The following is a 22,728-nucleotide window of genomic DNA, read 5'->3' on the forward strand; positions in this document are numbered from 1 at the left end:
ATAGTTTATATTACTTTATTCAAGGAGATTTTTTATGACAGTTTTTGTCGTTGACAAAAATCAATTAGATGCTCGTCGTCGTCGATTGATTTTTCGTGCATGGCATCGCGGTATTCGTGAAATGGATCTCATTTTTGGACATTATGTCGATGCTCATATTACTGGGATGAATGATAGAACGCTCTCTGAGCTTGAGTATATTATGTCTTTTGATGATCGTGATTTACTCACATGGATTACTGGAGAAATTTTGCCCCCCTCTGAAGTTGATAGTCCACTTTTCCGTGATATTGCCAATTATCGTACTTGCTTAAGTTATTAATCCCGATGCCTATATTTAAAAAAATTGTTATTCCCAAAAATAATTCTGTTCGTATGATTTTAGATAGCGTTACTGATGGATTTGAAGCCTTTGCGCTTGCTAAATTAAGTTCAGAAATTGCACAAGGTAAACCGCTCATCTATGTTGTCCGTGACGGAACAAAAATTGCGCATTTACAACAAGTTTTAAATTTTATTGAACCCAATTTACCCGTACTTCAATTTCCTGCATGGGATTGTTTGCCTTATGATCGCGTATCACCAGGAATTGCTGTTATGGCACGTCGACTATCAACATTGGCACACATAGCAAATTTACGGAAAGATCCATATTCTGCAATTATATTAACAACAGCAAATGCAATTATGCAAAAGTTGCCTCCTCGTGAAATGATAGAAGCTCAGCTTATTCACGCACGTGTTGGCCAGCGCAATAACATGGGAAATCTTATTCAATTTCTAGAAACCAATGGTTTTGAACGCGTTACGGTTGTCCGTGATGTTGGTGAGTTTGCTGTAAGAGGAGGAATACTTGATATCTTTTCTCCGATGGATGTTGAACCTTTACGCCTTGATTTTTTTGGAGATACCCTAGAAAGTATCCGCGTATTTGATCCAGAAAGTCAAAGGACAACAGGCCAAAAAACTGAACTTTTATTACAGGCAATGAGTGAGGTTGTTCTTACACCAGAACGCATCAGTCGTTTTAAAAGCAATTATACCCGTACATTTGGTGTGTCACAAAAAAATAACATGCTTTATGAAGCAATTTCTCAAGGTCGGCGTTTTGCCGGTATGGAACATTGGCTTCCATTTTTTTATGAAAACCTTGATAGCTTTTTTGATCATTGTGGCAACTTACCGATAGTTTTTGAGCATCTCATAGAAGAAGTCTTCATTGAGCGCTATCGTCTTATTGAAGACTATTATAATGCGCGCAAAGAGCGCGAAAGTGATGAAAAAAATTCTACTTCTTATCATCCAATAGATCCTAGTCTTTTTTATTTAACGCCAGAGCGTGTTTTGGAAGGTGCGCAACAATCTTCACAGCGTATTGATTTTTCTCCTTTTAATGTTCCACAAAGTTTGGAACAAACTGTTATTCACACCAATGTTAAACAAGGATATGATTTTGTAAAAGAGCGTAATGCGCAGGAAAAAAATGTTTTTTCAAGTGTTATTGATCATATCGCATCTTTACGCACTGCTGGTAAAAAAGTGCTTTTAGCGTGTTGGAGTGAAGGATCTCTCAATCGTTTGTTACAAGTTCTCGATGAGCATGGATTGAAAAAAATAGATGTTGCAAAATCTTTGCAAACTGTCAAAGCAACACCTCGGGATCGCATATTAGCAGCTGTTATCATGATAGAACATGGTTTTGTGGCTGAAGATTTGGCTATTATAGCAGAGCAAGATATCCTTGGCGATCGTTTTATAAGATCGCCAAAGCGGCGTAAGAATAATACAAATTTTATTTCTGAAATTTCTGCTTTAAATTCTGGTGATATTATTGTGCATATCGACCACGGTATTGGCCAATTTGTTGGTCTTAAAACCATCAGAACCACTGGAATTTTACGAGACTGCCTTGAAATTAGATATGCTGGAGGTGATTTACTCTTTTTACCTGTTGAAAATATTGAGCTTCTCTCACGTTATGGCTCAGAAGGAACAGAGGTAACTTTAGATAAATTAGGAGGTGTTGCTTGGCAAGCACGTAAAGCTCGGCTTAAAAAACATTTATTGGAAATGGCAGGGCAATTAATCCGTATAGCTGCAGAGCGTATGACTCGTGCTGCGCCTGCTTTACTTCCACCAATTGGACCATTTGATGAGTTTGTTGCTTGCTTTCCCTATGAAGAAACGGAAGATCAAATGAATGCAATTGATGCTGTTTTGGACGATCTAGCCTCAGGCAAGCCGATGGATCGCTTGATATGCGGTGATGTTGGTTTTGGAAAAACTGAAGTAGCCATTCGAAGTGCTTTTGTTGCAGCATTAAATGGATATCAGGTTGCTGTTGTTGTACCGACAACTTTGCTTTCACGTCAACATTACAAAACATTTATTTCGCGTTTTCAAGGATTACCGGTTAAAATTGGACATGCTTCGAGGCTTGTAAAAGCGAAAGAACTTGCACGAGTAAAAAAAGGTGTTTCAGATGGTACAATCGATATTGTCATTGGAACCCATGCATTATTAAGTGGTGCAGTTAATTTTTTACGGTTAGGTCTTCTTATCATTGATGAGGAACAGCATTTTGGTGTCAAACACAAAGAGCGTTTAAAAGAGCTTAAAAGTGATATTCATGTTCTCACACTTTCAGCAACTCCCATACCACGCACTTTAGGGTTAGCTTTATCGGGTGTACGTGAACTTTCATTGATAACAACCCCCCCCATTGATAGAATGGCGGTTCGTACTTTTATTTCACCCTTTGATGCACTTGTTATACGAGAGACCCTGCTTCGAGAATATTATCGTGGTGGACAAAGTTTCTATGTTTGTCCTCGTATTTCTGATCTGGCTTTTGTAGAAGAATATCTCAAAACACATGTGCCAGAACTGAAATTCGTTGTGGCTCATGGACAAATGCCGGCTGGACAACTTGATGATATCATGAATGCATTTTATGATGGACAATATGATGTGCTGCTCTCAACAACCATTATTGAATCAGGTCTTGATATTCCAACAGCCAATACCCTAATTGTGCATCGTGCTGAGATGTTTGGTCTTTCTGCCCTTTATCAGTTACGTGGTAGGGTAGGACGTTCAAAACAACGTGCGTATGCTCTCTTTACATTTCCTGCTGGTAAAGTTTTAACAACTGCTGCTGATCGCCGTCTTAAAGTGTTACAATCTCTTGACACCTTAGGGGCCGGTTTTCAATTGGCAAGCCATGACATGGATATCCGCGGTTCAGGCAATTTTTTAGGTGAAGAGCAATCGGGGCATATCAAAGAAGTTGGATTTGAACTCTATCAAAAAATGCTTGAAGAAGCTGTTGCTGAATTAAAAAATGGAGAGCTAAATGAAGATAAGCAATGGTCACCTCAAATTTCCCTTGGTACAACAGTGATGATACCAGAAAGTTTCGTGCCTGACTTATCATTACGTATGGGACTTTATCGTCGTTTAACAGAACTTGATGGTTTAGAACAAATTGATGAATTTGCAGCGGAGTTAATTGATCGCTTTGGTCCTTTACCCCTTGAGGTTCAACACCTTCTTAAAGTCTTTTATATCAAAACATTGTGTCGAAAAGCGCATGTAGAAAAATTAGATACAGGACCAAAGGGGATTGTCATACAGTTTCGTAATAACTATTTCGCAAATAGTGTTGCTCTTGTTCAGTGGGTGGGAAAACAAGGTTCAATGGCAAAAATCCGACCAGATCAAAGTATTGCTCTTATTCGTGATTGGTCCACAGCGGATGAAAGGCTTGTTGGAGCAGCGAATATTATAACACAGCTTGTCGAAATGGCAGAACAACATTCTGTTTAAAAAATATCTTTATTATTTTAGAATTATTACTCATTTTTATAAAATCATTCTATAAAAACAAACAGTTATTGATTTTGTATAAGAATAAAATTTAAGTTTATAATAAAGAGCCCTTATATATTTATTTGGTTTTTATTATATACGTATTGATATAATGAAGGAAATAGATTAGACGGTTTAACTGCAATAAATAGCACTTTCAATATAATAAGCTAATAAGCTCCTGTAAATTTTTTAGAAAGAATTTAGATAAAGATAGCATGCTTTCTTCATTACAAAAGTGTCTAACTATCGTTTTTTTGTTACTCACTTTAATATATGGCGTAAAAAACGCTTATGCTGAGTTATCTTCTGATGAACAATACCAACATTTAAAAAACAAAAGAAAGAATATTAAAGAGAGCATACAATTTATTGAAGAAAGTATATCTCATTTGGATATTTGGGAAAAAAATATTTCTAAAGCAGAATACTATGAGCGTTTACAGGAACGGAATAAGTTATATAAAAAACTGAAAACTCTGAAGGATGAATATTATAATCTTGGTTCGAAATTACAGGATCTAGCTGAAAAAAAACAAAAAATTATCTCTAGAATACATATAGCGAGAGAGTATGAAGTAGGGGAGTATGAAGAAAAGTTGATTAAAGCAAAAGATTATTTAAAAAAACTCAAACGTTTAATGAATGGGGAATGAATGAGAAAAGTGGAGGTGATGATGAGATAATGAAAAATTATCTCATATTTATTATTGCTTGCAATACGTTAGCGGATATATTGCAAAGTGATATAGGTGCTATTTTGCGCAAAGATTTTGATTGGAAAGATAAAGATTTTAGTTGGGCTAAAGGCGCAAATAATTCAATAAGTCCTAGTTTAGTCAGGGATATTAAAGAATTATTAACAGATGGCTCTTATAGTTATGAAAAACAAATATTTGACGATATAAAAAATAGTCTTACAGAAGATAATTGGTTTGTAAAAAGTGCACCTAAGCTTTGTAATACCATTAAAGAAGTACATAATATAATGCTTCCAAACAAGAAAAAGAATATTATAGATCGTATACGTTTTCATGTTGAAGAATTATTCAATTAAAAATTTACTCATATAAATACAGAGAAATTAAGATTATATACTAAATAATAGTTAAAATATATTTTAATTTTTTGTTTTTAATTATTATTTATAATAAAGTAATTTTATGCACATAAGATATTATCTATTGTTCTTATCATATAAGATTTAATATATATATTAAATAATAAAATCATATATCTTTTTTATGTTTTCTTTTTATGCATAATTTTTTGTGCTTGTAGTTTTTTATTTTTATCTGTTTAATTATTTTAATGACGATACATCTCATATCATAAATCTTGTTTCATTAATATGATAAGAGAGATATTTTATAGCTCTAAGTTGTGTTATATAGAGAAACAAAATGATATTTTTAATTCATTTTTTTCTTAAAACTTAAATCATTAACGATTTATATCTTTGATATTGTGAAAGATGAAAAGAATTTATCATTTTAGTAGATTCTTTATTTAAGAAATAACTTAAAATAAATTGATAAAAGCTACATTTTTTATTCACGTTATAAAGCTGAGAGATGATATTTGTACAGAGATGCAATAATAGATGTATAATATATGAGCATAAATTTATTATGGCTTTGGGCACGTGAGATGATTCATAGGGGGGGTCCTTTGTTCAGTAGTTTTATCTATAAAACTAACTCCGCTTGTGATGTACAAGTGGATAAATTTTATTGATTCAATATAAGAGAGGTTTGCGCTATTAGGATCTTTCATACAATATAGAAATAGAAAAAAGATAAATTATTATTATAAATTAATATGTTATTATATTTTAAGAAAGTTTATTATAAATAAAATATTTTCAGCAGTTATAGATTTTCTCCCTAAGAAAATGTGTTGTTTAATTAAGAAAAAAGCACTTCTTTAGTAGCGTATTTTTAAACTAAACTGTTTAGTTAAACGCTATGGAATATAAAATTTTTATTACAAAAGCGTATCACCATTATTTTGTAAACAAGGGCAGAAAATTGTTCATTAGCAAAAAGCTCTCTTACAATTATGCAGAAATTTTAGACAATCAGTGGTTTTAATTCATTAAATGTTTCAATAATATCGTAGATGATTTTGTTTTTGTGTATCACACGAGGCACATAAGGAAAACAGTAAAATTTATCTGATATTTTGGAGCTTCATGCATTACAACACCTGTTGCTAAGGTTCTATAAGCTTAACATGAAGAGTAATAAATGTAAAAATTTTAATTAGTAAATTTTTTAGAGTAGTATCAGAGTTTATTTTAATTAATATTGCAATATTGATTCGTTTGTGTAATCTTAGTTTAAATGCACAGAGGTGTTTTATGGATAGATTGCATCAAATACCAATGTGATGAAGAGGGGAAATGATATGAGTGTATAAAAATTAGAATGGCTCGTCGTATTTTTTCTCTAAATTTGACTTTTTTTTTTATATTGAAGTAAAAATAGTAAAATTAATTGTTATTTCATTATAATTTAATAAATTAAGTTGGAATTATATTTAATATTTTTTTGAAGTTACTTAAGAGCGCGTTGAAAGGATTAACTTAATCATGTCGCATAAAAATGTTTATTCTGCTGTTTCAGTATTAGTTGGAGCCGCTGCCCTTTTTCTTATAGCTGGTATTTCTGCAAATGCGCAAACTTTATCACAAGGTTGGTACAAAGTTTGCAGTAAGCAGCATGATGTTGATATTTGTAATACAATGAATACTGTATTATCGAATACGGGACAACCTTTAACGGCTTTTAATCTTGTTGAAATAAAAGGGAAGCAAAATGAGAAACGTATAGGTATTCAAGTACCTACAGGTCGTTTTTTGCCAGAAGGTGTTCACATTAAAATTGGTGACGAGTTTTCTAAAAAAATTCCTTATATTATTTGTAATGGACCAAGTTGTATTGCTAATGATGTCTTAGATGATAAGCTTATAGCAGCTATGAAAAGTGGTACAAAAATGGTTGTAACCACAGTTAATTTCCGTGGTTCAGCTAATCCTATTGAATTTTCTCTTAATGGGTTTACAGCAGCCTATACCGGTCCTGGTATGGAGGAAAAAGATTTCCAACAAGAACAAATAAAGCTGCAGCAAGCTATTCAATCAAAGCAAAAAGAAATTGAAGAGCGTATGCGGGCTGAGCAAGAAAAAGCGAAACAAAAGTAATAAAACCACACCATAAAAGTTGGTCAAAACGTTTTCTATAATTGTTTATTTGAACCGCCACAGTTTTCTGTGGCGGTTTTTTTAATCCTTAATTTTTCGAAAGAATTCTGCGTTTCCACCAACCAATACGTTCAGTTTTGGAAGAATCATTAGGCGCTGATGAAATAACAACGGGTTGATTAATTGTTTCTTCAATTTGGGAAGGAGAGGTTTCGATAACTTTCTCCATCTCGATTACAGTTTCTTGCTCTAATATTTTTTGTATTTGCGTTGTCTCTTTAGAAGATGATTTTTTACGTGTTCCACGTGTTGATTTTTTACTCTTTTCAAGAGCTTTATCTTCTACCTCATGAATAGCTTTGTCTGCTTTTTTTGTTTTAGTTTTACGCACCGGACTGGTTGTAGGTTTTTCTTCAAGAGATTTTTGTTCTGCAATATTTTGATCATTCTCTAAAGAAAGTTGATTTTCTACTACTTTTGAAGAACGTGTTTTACGTTTTTTAGGTTTAATACTTGTATCATTTTTTTCAGATTCACTCTGTTGTTGTATATCTAGAGCTTGTGTATTATTTTTTGTTTCTTCAAGTTCAAAAGATTTAACAGGTGAAACACGACGTTTGCGATGCGCTGCTTTAATTTCTGCTAAAGCTTGCTTAGCAAAATCTCCTACTGGTTCTGCATAAGGAACGCGAATCTGATGAAAATTATTATCTTGATTGCGTCGACCACCACGACGTCCTCGACGACGTCCTCGACGATAAGAATCATCATTTAAGGTATCTTCTTTTTTATGAACGTTGGAGAGAGAATGATCAGTAATTTCACCGTGACGATTTTTGCGCCGACGCTTTTGGTTTGTTTCAATGGGAGAAGGATTTTCAATAGATTCACTTTTTATGAAAACAGAATCTTCAATTTCTTGCTTATTGTCATCTTCCAATGAAGATTGAGAAATTCTCTCTGCTATTGAGCCTTTAGAAATAACAAGATGTTGTGTTCCAATACTATCATCTGCTTCAATACTAATATTAAGTTTAAAGCGAGCTTCTAAATTAACAAGAATATTGCGTTTATGATTTAATACATAAAGCGCTGTTGCTACGGGGGTGCGCACGATAATATTATGTTGCGAATTATGAAGAAGATATTCTTCAATTGAGCGCATGACATGTAACGCAATTGATGATTCAGAACGTATATTTCCTGTTCCTGCGCAATGTGGGCAGGGCTGTGTCGTACTTTCTAAAACCGATATGCGAATACGTTGACGACTCATTTCTAAAAGGCCGAAGTGTGAAATATGACCTACTTGAATACGAGCACGATCGTTTTTTAAACAATCTTTTAATTTTTTTTCGACCAGCTTCACATTGCGTTCTTCAAGCATATCAATAAAATCAATCACAATTAAACCAGCAAGGTCACGCAAGCGTAATTGACGCGCTACTTCTTCAGCAGCTTCAAGGTTAGTTTGTAAGGCTGTCTTTTCGACAGAGAATTCTTTCGTAGAGCGGCCAGAATTTACGTCAATAGCAACAAGTGCTTCTGTTTGATTAATAACAAGATAACCACCAGATTTTAAAGAAACCTGTGGTTGCAACATTTTATCAAGTTGAATTTCAATATTATTTCTTGCAAAAATGGGCGTAGGATCACGGTAAGGTTGCACAACTTTTGCATGACTTGGCATGAGCATACGCATAAAGTCTTTCGCTTCACGATATCCTTGGTCTCCAGAGACAAGAATTTCACTAATGTTCTTATTATAAAGATCTCGTATAGAACGCTTGATGAGATTGCTTTCTTCATGGACAAGGCATGGCGCCGTTGACTCGAGTGTCAAAGTGCGAATAGTATCCCATAACCGCATAAGATATTCATAATCACGTTTAATTTCAGCTTTTGTTCTATTGGCACCAGCGGTTCGTAAGATAACGCCCATACCTTTTGGAACGGCTAATTCTTTTACGATTTCTTTAAGACGCTTACGGTCTTGTACGTTCGTAATTTTTCGTGAAATACCACCACCACGTGCTGTGTTGGGCATTAGAACAGAGTAACGACCAGCTAGAGATAGATATGTTGTAAGGGCAGCACCTTTATTACCACGCTCTTCTTTGATAACTTGTACCAACAAAATTTGACGTCGTTTAATGACTTCTTGAATTTTATACTGGCGCCCTTGTTTTCTTTGATAAATCGGGAGCTCTTCACGGATGTCCTCAGCACCGACCATTTCAATCTCATCATAAGAGATATTGGCATTTAATGCTTCTTCTGTATTATCAATTATTATCGCTTCAGATGTGATATCATTTTCAATATCGGCTGCTATAATATTGTTTTTTTCACTTTTTTTTGTTCTTCTGGAGCGTTTTTTATTTTTAGTTGCTTCTTCCGTAAAGGTATCTACAGAATTTTCTCCTACAGCTTCTTTTTCTTCTTCTTCAAGAAGAGCAAGGCGATCAGCAATAGGAATTTGATAATAATCAGGATGAATTTCAGAAAATGTTAAAAAACCATGTCGGTTTCCACCATATTCAACAAAAGCCGCTTGGAGAGACGGTTCTACACGCGTAATACGTGCGAGATAAATATTCCCCTTGAGCTGTTTTCTATGTTCTGATTCAAAATCAAGTTCTTCAATTTTGTTGCCGTGAACAACAACAACACGTGTTTCCTCCGGATGGGAGGCATCTATAAGCATTTTGTTTGACATAAGTTAATATCCTGAAGGCGACATGCACAATTTTATTCAAACGAATGCCATAACTATTCGTAAACATAAAAGGCTGTCTGCCATAAAAGGGAGGTACCAGAAAAACAGGACGAAACACCACGTGCAAAGGCATGACTGCATTTACACCATTTCTCATCATTATTTCCATCTGTTTTTTATGACTCATATTTTCTTAAAAGTCTCCGGTAAAATAATCTTTAAAACAGTTCGGATATCCGAACCAACGAATCTTAAGTAATGCAATCCTAATGTTACAACATAGAAATTTTTCATCCATAAAAAAGTCTCAACGCATAATAGACAAAAAACTTCTAAAGACAACTTAATATGAGTTACAGATAATTTAGATGACTATTATCAGCTAGGAAGCATAAATATTCTTTTATGTTGATATCATGCGTTTGGCAAGTAACAATGTAAATCATGTATAATTATAATATCTTTATGACCTTAATTTCGTTTTGAGGTGTTTATTTAGCTTTTATTGAAAAATAGATAATAAATTGGTGTATCGTTTTATGTAACCAAGATAAATTATTACAAAGGTAATGTAGAGTATTTTGCTTATGATAAGAGTTTTTTTTACCAAAAAGCTGAAAACAGCTTATGGGGATGTTATTGTGCTCGTCACATACTTTTTATTATCTTTTTTGCTACTCCAAACTAGTGTTCAAGCCGCAGATCCTCTGAGACTTATTAATTTTCGAACCATTGGTGATAGTATTCATACGCGTATTATTGCGGTTTTTAATTCAAAACCAAATGTTCGTTTACAGATTTTTGACAGGCCCGCACGTTTGGTTATCAATTTACCTACAATTGACTTTTCGATGCAAAATACGCCTTTAAAGAAACGGAATACATTATCCGTTATGCTTTCAGATGTGCGTTATGCTTTCTCTGACATACAGACTTCACGCATTATTTTGACAAGTAAAACGGCTTTTGTGGTTGAAAAAAATGTCGTAAAAAAATTAAATAATGGTTTATGGCAGTTGCTGATTGATATTCGTAAAAGTACACAAGAAAAATTTGATGAGATATTAAAAAAACAGCAAAGAAGCAATTTTGATACAAAAACACAGTTAATGCCAGCATATAATTTCCGTGTTGTTCTTGATCCTGGTCATGGTGGTATTGATGGCGGTGCACGGGGTGTTACTGGAATTTTAGAAAAAGATGTGACTTTAGACTTTGCGCGTGCATTGCGAGACGAATTACAAAAGGATTCTCATATTACCGTTGCTTTAACACGAGATTCCAATATTTTTTTAAGACTAAGTGAAAGAGTTAAAAAAGCGCAAGAGTTTGATGCTGATCTTTTTATATCTATTCACGCAGATACGATTGATCTACATTCTCTTCGCGGTGCCACAGTGTATACCATATCAGATAAAGCCTCTGATGCCATTGCAAAATCTTTAGCTGAAAATGAAAATAAAGTTGATTTGCTTGATGGTTTGCCTGCAGATGAAACGCTCGAAGTTACAGATATTTTGATGGATCTTACACGACGTGAAACACATACATTTTCGGTTAATTTTGCAAATAGTGTTATTTCAAGTTTATCAAAGAATCATATTAACTTGATTAATAACCCACATCGGTATGCTAATTTTCAAGTTTTAAGAGCTTCAGATATACCCTCAGTCTTGATAGAGATAGGTTATTTATCCAATAAAGAGGATGAAAAGTTATTAAATGATCCTCATTGGAGAAAACAAATGGCAGCCTCTATTGCTCATTCTATTCGTCAATTTGCTGATTATAGGCAGAAAATGATACAGCCTCTTTAAATTTATGAGAAAATAGAGTATCAATATGGGCTTCTAGTGTACCCTGGTATAAATAAAAGATAGAAAACAATTTCTCTTGATCTCAATCTTGTGGTGATATCCACTTGGTGTGTTTGAAGTAACGTATTTTTTCTTTAATTAATTCTTAAGAAAGCGATAGCCGTTTTTATGATGATTTTTTTAAGATATCTTCTTCGTTTTTTTATTGCTATTGGACTTTATGGTGCAATAACGTGGGGTGTTATGACCAGTGGTCAAGCAAATGCACTCCCTGATTATGAAGTTCTTTCACTTTATGAGCCGCCGGTAATGACCCGTGTCCATGCTTCTGATGGCCGTCTTATGGCAGAGTTTGCAACAAAACATCGCCTCTATTTACCGATTCAATCAATACCAAAGCTTGTTATAAATGCTTTCATTTCAGCTGAAGACAAAAACTTTTATCATCATTTTGGTTTAGATCCTGAAGGACTTTCTCGAGCTTTGATCAATAATATTCGTAATATTGGTTCTGGAAGACGTCCAGAGGGGGCATCAACTATAACGCAACAAGTCGCTAAAAACTTCCTTTTAAGTTCAGAAACAACGTTAGAACGTAAATTTAAGGAAGCTATTTTAGCAATGCGTATTGAGAAAACTTATTCAAAAGATCATATTCTCGAACTTTATCTCAATGAAATTTATCTGGGTCGTGGCACTTATGGCATAGCTGCTGCTTCATTGACCTATTTCAATAAATCCGTCAATGACCTGACGCTAGAACAATGTGCTTATTTGGCTGCTCTTCCAAAAGGACCAGCAAATTATGATCCATTTAAGAATACACAACGTGCTATTGATCGGCGTAATTGGGTTATAGACCGGATGATTGCAAATGGATATGTAACGCGTGAACAAGGTGAAAAAGCGAAAGCTAAACCTTTAGGAGCGACAATACGTGGGAGTGATAGCTATGTTTTTGCGGCTGATTATTTTACTGAAGAAGTACGGCGTCGTTTAATACATCGCTATGGGGCTAAAACACTTTATGAAGGTGGGCTTTCCATTCGTACAACGCTTGATCCGCATTTACAACTTATTGCGCGACGTGCTTTGCACGATGGATTAATTAGATTTGATCATGCGCAAGGATGGCGTGGAGCTTATGCGCATATTGATGAGAAAGGTGATTGGGGGACAGAACTTGCAGATATCACAGGGCTAAGTGATGTTCCTGAATGGCGTTTAGCTGTTGTTCTTTCTACTAATCTCAATAAAGTAGAGATTGGTTTACAGCCACAGCGCGAAGCTTCAGGTATATTATCAAAAAAACGGGAAATTGCTGTTTTATCTGAAGCTGATTCAAAATGGGCACTCCATGTTGTAAAAGAAAATGGTTATCGAAAAACTGTTCAGAGCTTATCTCATGTTCTGCAAGTTGGGGATGTCATTTTTGTTGAAAAACTATCTAATACAAACAACACTTATCGTTTACAACAAATTCCAAAGGTTGAAGGTGCAATTGTTGCTATGGAACCTCATACAGGGCGCGTTCTTGCTATGGTGGGAGGATTTTCTTTTGCAGCATCTGAATTCAATCGTGCAACCCAAGCTTATCGCCAACCGGGGTCTGCTTTTAAGCCTTTTGTTTATGCAGCAGCTCTTGATAACGGATATACACCAGCATCCGTTGTTTTAGATGGCCCCATTGAAGTTCGTCAATATAATGGTGAAGTTTGGCAACCCAAAAATTATGGGGGTACCTTTGCAGGACCTTCAACGTTGCGTTATGGTATTGAGCGTTCTCGTAATCTTATGACAATACGGCTTGCCAATGATATGGGAATGCCTCTTGTCGCTGAATATGCAGAACGCTTTGGGATCGTAGATAAATTGCAGCCTTATCTTCCCATGGCTTTAGGGGCTGGCGAAACAACAGTATTACGAATGGTTACAGCTTATTCCGTTATTGCCAATGGCGGACGCTCTATTAAACCTTCTCTGATAGACAGAATTCAAGATCGTTATGGGAAGACAATTTATCGTCATGATGATCGTATTTGCGAAAATTGTAATACGAATTCATGGAATAATCAAAGTGAACCCACATTGATTGATGAGCGAGATCAAGTTCTTGACCCTATGACGGCTTATCAAATTACATCGATGATGGAAGGGGTTGTTCAGCGTGGTACTGCGGCACGTTTACGTTATCTTAATCGACATATTGCCGCTAAAACAGGAACAACCAATGACTCTAAGGATGTCTGGTTTATGGGATTTACTCCTGACATTGTCGTTGGTATTTTTGTCGGTTATGATCAACCAGCTCCGTTAGGATATAATGGAACAGGAAGTTCATTAGCTGCACCTATTTTTGGTGATTTTATGGCAGATGCTCTTAAAGGGAAGCCAGATGTTCCCTTTAAGATGCCAAAAGGTATGATTTTAATGCCAATTAATCGGAAAACAGGAATGCTTGCCGAAAGAGGAGATCAAGATGTCATTATAGAAGCATTTAAACCAGGGACTGGGCCTGCTGATATATATCAAGTTATTGGGAGTACAAATTCTTTTCAAGAAGGTGTTCCTGCAGTAACGACTTCTCCACAAGTCAACAAAGCACTTGAAAGTGGGACAGGTGGGCTGTATTAATCGACAAAATCTCCTTTTGCCATGAGTCATGGTTTTTATCTCTTTTTTACAATGTCGGTTCTATAAATAGAGTGATAGAACTGTACCATTTTCTGATAGCAGCTATTAAATTTGTATAAAATGCTAAGAGACACAACCAAAAAGAGTTTTTAAAAATACGGTGTTAAATTATGCGAGCAGAAATAGAAACATTAGTTGATGAAATCCAGAAAGCAATACAATTGCTAAGGGGGCATCTTTGACTGGGATCAATCACTAAAGCGTCTTGAATATCTTAATCAAAAAGCGGAAGATCCATCATTATGGGATGATGCACAACGAGCACAGGATATGATGCGTGAGCGTCAACGTCTTGATGATTCAATCAATGGTCTTTTATCATTTACAAAAACACTTGAAGAATGCATTGAGCTTATTGCGATGGGCGAAGAAGAAAGTGATGTGGAAATTATCGCTGATGCAGAAAGATCAATACGTAATCTTAAAAATGAGATAGATAAAAGGCAAATTGACGTACTTCTTTCAGGAGAGGCAGATCCGAATGATACCTATTTAGAAGTTCATGCTGGAGCAGGGGGAACAGAAAGCCAAGATTGGGCTTCTATGCTCTTACGTATGTATATGCGATGGGCTGAACAGCATGAAATGAAGGTTGAAATTTTAGAAATTCATGATGGAGAAGAAGCAGGAATAAAGTCAGCGACTATTCTTGTAAAAGGGCATAATGCTTATGGAATGTTAAAAACAGAATCAGGTGTTCATCGCTTAGTGCGGATTTCTCCATTTGATTCGAATGCAAAGCGCCATACCTCTTTTGCAAGCATTTGGGTTTATCCAGTTATTGATGACAATATTGAAGTTGATGTTTCAGAGGCAGATGTGCGTATTGATACATATCGTGCATCTGGAGCAGGAGGACAACATGTTAACACGACAGATTCTGCTGTTCGCATCACACATATAAAAACGGGTATTGTTGTTCAATGTCAAACAGAGCGTTCTCAACATAAAAATCGCGCTACGGCTTGGTCGATGTTGCGTGCACGGCTTTATGAAGAAGAGCTTAAAAAAAGAGAAGAAGAAACCAATGCTGCTGAATCTTCTAAAACAGAAATCGGATGGGGACATCAAATTAGATCTTATGTTCTTCAACCCTATCAGCTTGTCAAAGATTTGCGTACAGGAATTGAAAATACGGATCCACAATCCGTACTTAATGGTAATTTAGATGCATTTATAGAGGCAGCACTCGCACGGCGCATTTATGGAAAAGACAAAAAAATTGAGGATATTCGTTAATTACATATCCTTCCTTCAAGCCATGTAGATTTTTTCTTAAGCTGTTCGTTTTATGGATGCTGTGATGTTATATAGCCTTTGATACTTTAAAGGTTTAAAGGGGGATTTTCTTGTTTCTTTCTTCAATTTTTTCTCACACGCTAATTCTGCTTATGATATTGCAAGTGATAGGAAGAATCTGAAATAAAAAAAATTTGCGATATTCAGGGGACTAATATAAATGTAAAACAATTCATTATCCTTATAAATCAATATATTGTAAAAATTGAATCCATTGAAAAACTAAAATCAATTAGGGGAAATAACTTTTGCTTTTGAAGGTAAATCAAACACTCAATTTACAAGTTACCATTATGATATAAAAGTGTTGCAGTAGCTAAAACATTTTCAGCATGCCCAGATACGCTTACTTTGCGCCATTCTTCTACTATTATTCCATTTGCATCAATTAAAAAAGTGCTCCGTTCAACTCCCATATATTTGCGTCCATACATGCTTTTCTCAACCCAAACACCATAAGCTTCGAGGGTCGTTTTTTCTTCATCAGAAACCAAGATGACATCAAGTTCATGTTTTATTTTAAATTTATCATGTTTTTTTACATTATCTGGAGAGATTCCAATAACAGCAACACCGATTTCATCAAATTTCATCTTTAATTTTGTGAAATCAAGTGCTTCACTTGTGCAACCACTGGTGTCATCTTTTGGATAAAAATATAAAACAACAGGCTTTCCTTTAAAGTCAGAAAGACACACTGTCTCTCCTCCATCGCGCGGCAAAGTAAAATCAGGAGCAAGAGCACCTTTCATTGGTCTTGTCATTGTTTTCATCTTTCTTTTTTGTGTAACAGGTATAAAATATCAGAGTACACAGAAGAAAAGAACTATTCAACTCTCTAGAAATATTATTGTTTTGAAGAGACCTTTATTTTCCTAACAAAACTCGCCCTATCACAACGATTGAATTGAAAGAACAAGCTCGACGTGAACAACATAAACAAAACAGCAAAAGATTATACTGGTTTCATCACAACATGTTTTTTCTTACCAAAAGAAAGTTTAATGGTTCCTTCTGCACTGACATCCCTTTCAATAATAAGATGTGTTTCATCCTCAATAATTTGATCATTTACACGGACACCTCCACCTTGAACGTGTCGGCGTGCCTCACTATTCGATCTAGCGAGTCCTGCTTGTACTAAAAGAGTGAGCAATCCAACACCTTTTTTTAATTCTGAGGCATTAATTTCAACAGTTGGAAGATTTTCTCCCAGAGTTTTTTCTTCAAACGTCTTGCGAGCCGTTTCTGCTGCTGCATCAGCAAGAACACGTCCATGCAACATTGCTGTAATTTCTGTTGCAAGAATTTTTTTTGCTTCGTTAATTTCAGTTCCTTGTAATAGAGAAAGTTTAAGAATCTCATCCATCGGCAATGGAGTATAGAGCTTTAGAAATCGTGTTACATCAGCATCTTCTGTATTGCGCCAGTATTGCCAAAATTGATAAGGTGAAAGTTTATCCGCATTTAGCCATACAGCCCCATTCAATGATTTACCCATTTTGGCACCGGAAGAGGTTGTCAGCAATGGTGATGTTAACGCATATAATTGCGGTGTTCCTAAACGATGTCCTAATTCGATTCCGTTAATAATGTTGCCCCACTGATCAGAGCCCCCCATTTGCATACGCAACCCATAACGTTTATAAAGTTCAACAAAGTCATAAGCTTGCAGAATCATATAATTAAACTCTAAGAATGACAAAGAGTGCTCACGCTCAAGTCTGAGTCTGACAGAATCAAATGACAACATACGGTTGACAGAAAAATGCTTTCCTACATCACGCAAAAATTCTAAGTAGTTTAAATTGCATAACCATTCAGCATTATTCACAATACAAGCATCGGTTTCTCGGTCACCGAATGTCAAATAGTTAGCAAATACCTTTTTAATACCATCAATATTTGCAGCAATATCATCTTGTGTCAGAAGGCGTCGCGCTTCGTCTTTGAAAGAAGGATCACCAATCAATCCGGTTCCTCCACCCATTAAAGCAATGGGGCGATGACCCGTTTTTTGTAACCAATAAAGCATCATAATCTGAAGAAGACTTCCAGCATGTAAACTCGATGCTGTTGGGTCAAATCCAGTATAAGCGCTTACAGTTTCTTTTGAAAAAAGATCATCTAAGCCTTTTTCATCTGAAATTTGGTGGATAAAACCACGTTCGCTCATAATGTGTAAAAAATCAGATTTAAAGGCAAACACAGATTTAATTTCCTAATTTAAGAGTGCATTTATTGTATATAATAGGCGATTATATAACGAATTATTAATGCGTTATCTATCATAACTGACGCACACCTCACAAGAGAAAGAGACATATTGGTAGTATAAAGATAATAATACAGGTATTATTTCTTTTTTACGCTAAAAAAGAAACTTCTTAGTAATAGAAAAAAGGTGTTCTGTTATTCTCATTTCTATCCTGAAATAAAATTTAGAAAAATTTTAAATGCAGACTAAAAAAATTACTTTGTTATGATCAGAGACGATTTTTGCTAATTTTTTATAAATCTATCGTATTTTCCTAAGTTAGTGAAAGTATTTCAGGAGGAGGAGCGAGAAGTTCATTGGAGATATGGTTATCCAAATAGTGGGCACATCGTTCAATAAGTTTTTCATGACATCCACTGAAAAAGTGATTAGCCTCTTCCAATATTTCTTGTGTAATGATGATACCTTTTTGTGTTTTTAATTTATCGACAAGTATTTGAACATCTTTTGGAGGGGCAACTTTATCGATACCGCCATGAATGATAAGTCCAGAAGAGGGACAAGGTGCAAGAAATGAAAAGTCATAAACATTAGGCTGAGGGGCAACTGAGATAAATCCCTCAATTTCCGGTCGGCGCATTAAAAGCTGCATACCAATCCATGCTCCAAATGAGTATCCTGCTACCCAACAATTTTTAGAGTCTGGATGTTGTGTCTGCACCCAATCGAGAGCAGCAGCAGCATCTGAAAGTTCTCCTATTCCATAATCAAATTCACCCTGACTACGACCAATACCACGAAAGTTAAAACGTAAAGTTGTAAAGCCACGTTGTTGGAACATATAAAAGAGGTCATAGACAATTTTATGATTCATAGTTCCACCAAATTGGGGATGAGGATGCAAAATGATCGCAATGGGTGCATTTTTTTGTTGTGAAGGTTGATAACGCCCTTCGAGCCGACCCGCGGGACCGTTAAAAATAATTTCTGGCATAAAATGCTCCTTAATGCAATAAAAGGCTCTCTTTGACCCTGGTCGACTTTTACCATAGAATCTCTTAAATAATTATTAGATATTCTTTTTTTAGTGCACTTTTCAAGAAAAATGCGCTATTTTTTCAATCAATTCATAAGATTAATGATTGCGATGTAAAATGGTTATAAAACGCCGATATTTTGATCATAACGCAACAACACCGCTCAAAAAAGTGGCACGGATAGCGTTACTGGAATCTTTAGAGATATTTGGTAATCCATCATCGGTTCATAAGGAAGGGCGTGCCGCTAAAACTTTGTTGCAAAAGTCCCGTCGGCAAATCGCTGAAAATCTTAAAACAGATCCAGATCACGTGGTATTTACCTCTGGTGCGAGTGAAGCCGCAATGACTTTGTTAACACCTTTTTACAATATGGGGAAAGCAAAAGTTAAATTTTCTCATCTTTACCTTGGAGCGACTGAACATCCCTCTGTTGCAGAGGGAGGACGTTTTTCTAAAGAATTGATAAGCGTCATTGATGTTGATCAAGATGGGCTCATACAACAAGATAAATTAACATCACTCTTAACGGTTCACGATAAAACAAAAGGTTTACCTCTTGTTGCTATTCAAGCTGCAAATAGTGAAACGGGTGTTATTCAACCGTTAACAGAAATCGCCGCTATTGTTCGGGATTTAGGAGGCACTCTTATAGTTGATTTGACACAATATGTAGATAAAAATTTTGTGGATATTCATCAGTTAGGAGGAGACTTTTTTATACTGTCTGCCCATAAAATTGGCGGTCCTAAAGGAATTGGTGCTTTTGTTTCATGTGGTAATCTTCTCATGCCACACCCTCTTATTATTGGAGGAGGACAAGAAAAAGGTCTCCGTGGAGGAACAGAAGCATTGCCCCTTATTGCTGCTTTTGGGGCAGCAATGACTGATTGCTTCACACAGGAGGAAATAAAACAGTTAATATATTTACGCAATAAATTAGAAGCTGGACTACAAAAAATAAGTAAAAATGTTGAGATTTTTGGCAAAAGAGTTCAACGTTTGCCAAATACAACTTACTTTACCGTGAAAAATATAAAAGCTGAAACGATGCAAATTGCTTTTGATTTAGAAGGGTTTTCTTTATCATCCGGCTCTGCCTGTTCTTCGGGAAAAGTAAAACAAAGCAAAGTGTTGGAGGCAATGGGGTATCATGTTCCAAATGGTGCCATTCGCATTTCGCTAGGGCGTGGCACAACTTCTGAAGATATTGATGATTTTCTGTCGTTTTTTTCTCAAATTATAAGCAGGAAAAAAGGGGAAGATTTATCATCAGAAAGTTATAAAAATTAGAATTATTTTAAAAATAAAATAAGTTTGATTGAAATTTTTGCGCTTTACCTATAGCCTAGGAGATAACTTGCTTACTTTAATCTTGTAAAAAACAAGACTTTAGTTACCGGTTTTTGACGCCAAAAAATGGAGAAAATTTATGCCGGCAGTACAAGAAACGATACGCCAAGTACGTGAAATAGATGTTGACCAATATAAATATGGTTTTGAAACCAATATTGAAACCGATAAAGCTCCAAAAGGCTTAAATGAGGATATTATCAAATTTATTTCCGCTAAAAAAAATGAGCCTGAATGGATGCTAACATGGCGCTTAAAAGCTTACCGCCGTTGGCTGACAATGCAAGAGCCTCATTGGGCGCGTCTTGAATATCCTAAAATTGATTTTCAGGAGCTTTATTATTATGCTGCTCCAAAAAATCATACAGGACCAAAATCTTTGGATGAAGTGGATCCTGAGTTATTAGCAACGTACGAAAAACTTGGCATTCCCCTTAAAGAACAAGAGATTTTGGCAGGAGTAAGAAAACAGTCTGATCCCTCCACTTTTGATGACAGTATGTCTGTATCGGGGCAGGTGGCTGTTGATGCAGTCTTTGATTCTGTTTCTGTTGTAACAACATTCAAAAAAGAGCTGGCACGTGCTGGTGTGATTTTTTGTTCTATTTCAGAGGCGATTATTGAACATTCTGAGCTTATTAAAGAATATTTAGGAACAGTTGTACCTATAAGTGATAATTATTATGCGGCCTTAAATGCAGCTGTCTTTACAGATGGTTCATTTGTTTATATTCCTAAAGGGGTTCGTTGTCCTATGGAGCTTTCAACTTATTTTAGGATTAATGAACGCAACACTGGCCAATTTGAACGAACATTGATTATCGCCGCTGAAGATTCCTATGTTTCTTATCTTGAAGGGTGTACAGCACCCCAACGTGATGAAAACCAACTTCATGCTGCTGTTGTTGAGCTTATTGCCCTTGAAAATGCAGAGATTAAATATTCTACAGTACAAAACTGGTATCCTGGCGATAAAGATGGAAAGGGCGGTATTTATAATTTTGTGACGAAGCGTGGAGATTGTCGAGGTGATAGCTCTAAAATTTCATGGACACAAGTTGAGACTGGTTCTGCGATTACTTGGAAATATCCATCCTGCTTACTCCGTGGTAATAATGCGCGTGGAGAATTTTATTCTATTGCTGTTGCAAACGGTTATCAACAAATTGATTCTGGTACAAAAATGATTCATTTGGGAGAGAATACATCCAGTCGCATTATTTCCAAAGGTATTTCTGCAGGTTTTTCAAATAACACTTATCGGGGACAAGTCACAGCGCATCGAAAAGCACAAAATGCGCGTAACTTTACGCAATGTGATAGTTTGTTAATCGGAAATGATTGTGGTGCGCATACAGTTCCTTATATTGAAGCAAAAAATGCAACAGCTCAGTTTGAACATGAAGCCACAACATCAAAAATTTCTGATGACCAACTTTTTTATGTTATGCAAAGAGGAATTCCCGAAGAAGAAGCTATCGCATTAATTGTAAATGGTTTTGTAAAAGAGGTCATTCAAAAACTTCCCATGGAATTTGCTGTCGAAGCACAAAAGCTTATTAGTATTAGCCTTGAAGGTAGTGTTGGATAATTTTATTTAATTAGATAAATAGAAGACTTTATGTAAAAAGGCTGTAACGGTAGCACATAATGCTAAAAATGACCTCTATGGTAATTACAAAAGTAGATGGATGCTAAGGTAAAATAATACGCATTGATATCTGAAAAACAGCCAAAACAGGATTAAATTATGTTAGAGATCAAAAATTTGCACGCCCGTATTGCTGAAACCGATACAGAAATTATTCGTGGTTTAAACTTGACAGTTCAAGATGGAGAAGTTGCCGCTATCATGGGACAAAATGGAGCCGGAAAATCAACTTTATCTTATTTGCTTGCTGGTCGTGATGATTATGAAATAACAGAAGGAGATATTCTCTATAATGGACAATCACTTTTAGAAATGGATCCAGCAGAACGTGCTGCATATGGTGTTTTTCTTGCATTTCAATATCCAATGGAAATACCAGGGGTAGCAACAATGGAATTTTTAAAAGTTGCGATGAATTCTCAACGCAAAGCGCGAGGTGACGAAGAACTTAAAATTCCTGAATTTATAAAATGTGTTAAAGAAGTTTCAGCCAAACTTGAAATAGATATGGATATGCTAAAGCGTCCATTAAATGTAGGTTTTTCAGGTGGAGAAAAAAAACGCGCTGAAATTTTACAAATGGCACTTCTTGAACCTACACTTTGCATTTTAGATGAAACGGATTCTGGTTTAGATATTGATGCACTAAAAATTGTTGCAGATGGTGTTAATAAACTTCGGGATTCAAAACGTTCATTTTTGGTGATTACCCATTATCAACGGCTGCTTAATTATATTATTCCTGATACGGTACATGTTCTTTATAAAGGACAAATTATCAAAAGCGGTGATAAATCCTTAGCGCTTTATTTAGAGCAAAATGGGTATGCTGATCTTATTAGGGAAGCGGTTTGAGGTTATTAAA

15 protein-coding genes are annotated in these 22,728 nt (G+C 35.5%); 11 read left to right on the top strand and 4 right to left on the bottom strand.

What is annotated here, in order from left to right; genetic code table 11:
* Nucleotides 1–34 precede the first annotated feature (34 nt).
* From ACFIMI_RS04840 to ACFIMI_RS04860, 5 genes are all read left to right on the top strand, one after another.
* Entirely contained in the window at nt 35–322 is a 288-nt protein-coding gene (locus ACFIMI_RS04840) for a succinate dehydrogenase assembly factor 2 (protein ID WP_273791268.1), read from the top strand.
* Between the two features lie 5 nt (nt 323–327).
* Entirely contained in the window at nt 328–3,828 is a 3,501-nt protein-coding gene (gene mfd / locus ACFIMI_RS04845; protein WP_375692287.1) for a transcription-repair coupling factor, read from the top strand.
* 260 nt (nt 3,829–4,088) lie between these two features.
* Nucleotides 4,089–4,526 carry a hypothetical protein gene (locus tag ACFIMI_RS04850; RefSeq protein ID WP_375650240.1) on the top strand — a complete coding sequence of 146 codons (438 nt, stop codon included), beginning with the start codon at nt 4,089–4,091 and terminating at the stop codon, nt 4,524–4,526.
* Nucleotides 4,523–4,927, top strand: coding sequence for a hypothetical protein (locus ACFIMI_RS04855; RefSeq protein ID WP_375650245.1), 405 nt, complete (start codon nt 4,523–4,525; stop codon nt 4,925–4,927). Before ACFIMI_RS04850 ends, ACFIMI_RS04855 begins: the two co-directional genes overlap by 4 nt.
* 1,536 nt (nt 4,928–6,463) lie before the next feature.
* Nucleotides 6,464–7,075 carry an invasion associated locus B family protein gene (locus tag ACFIMI_RS04860; RefSeq protein WP_273791265.1) on the top strand — a complete coding sequence of 204 codons (612 nt, stop codon included), beginning with the start codon at nt 6,464–6,466 and terminating at the stop codon, nt 7,073–7,075.
* A gap of 88 nt (nt 7,076–7,163) precedes the next feature.
* Here the strand turns inward: ACFIMI_RS04860 and ACFIMI_RS04865 are convergent, their stop codons facing one another.
* Nucleotides 7,164–9,794, bottom strand: coding sequence for a ribonuclease E/G (locus ACFIMI_RS04865; RefSeq protein ID WP_375692288.1), 2,631 nt, complete (start codon nt 9,792–9,794; stop codon nt 7,164–7,166).
* Nucleotides 9,795–10,381: 587 nt separating this feature from the next.
* Between ACFIMI_RS04865 and ACFIMI_RS04870 the strand changes: the two genes are divergently transcribed.
* The 3 genes from ACFIMI_RS04870 (at nt 10,382) to prfB (ending at nt 15,544) form a co-directional block, all read left to right on the top strand.
* Nucleotides 10,382–11,611 (top strand): N-acetylmuramoyl-L-alanine amidase, encoded by a 1,230-nt coding sequence (locus tag ACFIMI_RS04870; protein WP_375628086.1) that lies wholly within the window; start codon nt 10,382–10,384, stop codon nt 11,609–11,611.
* Nucleotides 11,612–11,779: 168 nt separating this feature from the next.
* A complete protein-coding gene (locus ACFIMI_RS04875) occupies nt 11,780–14,245 on the top strand; it encodes a penicillin-binding protein 1A (RefSeq protein WP_375628088.1) in 2,466 nt (821 codons plus the stop codon).
* A 170-nt stretch (nt 14,246–14,415) separates the two neighbouring features.
* Nucleotides 14,416–15,544 (top strand): peptide chain release factor 2 gene (gene prfB / locus ACFIMI_RS04880; protein WP_375613443.1). Its coding sequence is split into 2 segments (ribosomal slippage): nt 14,416–14,484 and nt 14,486–15,544, totalling 1,128 coding nucleotides; the frame shifts between segments, so codons are not numbered across the junction.
* A 338-nt stretch (nt 15,545–15,882) separates the two neighbouring features.
* Here the strand turns inward: prfB and ACFIMI_RS04885 are convergent.
* From ACFIMI_RS04885 to ACFIMI_RS04895, 3 genes are all read right to left on the bottom strand, one after another.
* Nucleotides 15,883–16,368 (bottom strand): peroxiredoxin, encoded by a 486-nt coding sequence (locus ACFIMI_RS04885; protein WP_375611894.1) that lies wholly within the window; start codon nt 16,366–16,368, stop codon nt 15,883–15,885.
* Between the two features lie 191 nt (nt 16,369–16,559).
* On the bottom strand, nt 16,560–17,813 hold the full coding sequence (tyrS, locus tag ACFIMI_RS04890; RefSeq protein ID WP_375638395.1) for a tyrosine--tRNA ligase: 1,254 nt from the start codon (nt 17,811–17,813) through the stop codon (nt 16,560–16,562).
* 322 nt (nt 17,814–18,135) lie between these two features.
* Nucleotides 18,136–18,816 (bottom strand): alpha/beta hydrolase, encoded by a 681-nt coding sequence (locus ACFIMI_RS04895; RefSeq protein ID WP_375613441.1) that lies wholly within the window; start codon nt 18,814–18,816, stop codon nt 18,136–18,138.
* 160 nt (nt 18,817–18,976) lie between these two features.
* Here ACFIMI_RS04895 and ACFIMI_RS04900 point away from each other — a divergent pair, with 160 nt between their 5' ends.
* The 3 genes from ACFIMI_RS04900 (at nt 18,977) to sufC (ending at nt 22,718) form a co-directional block, all read left to right on the top strand.
* Entirely contained in the window at nt 18,977–20,152 is a 1,176-nt protein-coding gene (locus ACFIMI_RS04900) for a cysteine desulfurase family protein (RefSeq protein ID WP_375628096.1), read from the top strand.
* Nucleotides 20,153–20,291: 139 nt separating this feature from the next.
* Nucleotides 20,292–21,803: a Fe-S cluster assembly protein SufB gene (gene sufB / locus ACFIMI_RS04905; protein ID WP_375611898.1), complete on the top strand. Its 1,512-nt coding sequence runs from the start codon at nt 20,292–20,294 to the stop codon at nt 21,801–21,803.
* Between the two features lie 159 nt (nt 21,804–21,962).
* Nucleotides 21,963–22,718, top strand: coding sequence for a Fe-S cluster assembly ATPase SufC (sufC, locus tag ACFIMI_RS04910; RefSeq protein WP_375618156.1), 756 nt, complete (start codon nt 21,963–21,965; stop codon nt 22,716–22,718).
* The last annotated feature ends 10 nt before the right edge of the window (nt 22,719–22,728 follow it).

Source organism: Bartonella sp. AP4SXKL (genome assembly GCF_042195845.1).
Taxonomy (GTDB): Bacteria; Pseudomonadota; Alphaproteobacteria; order Rhizobiales; family Rhizobiaceae; genus Bartonella.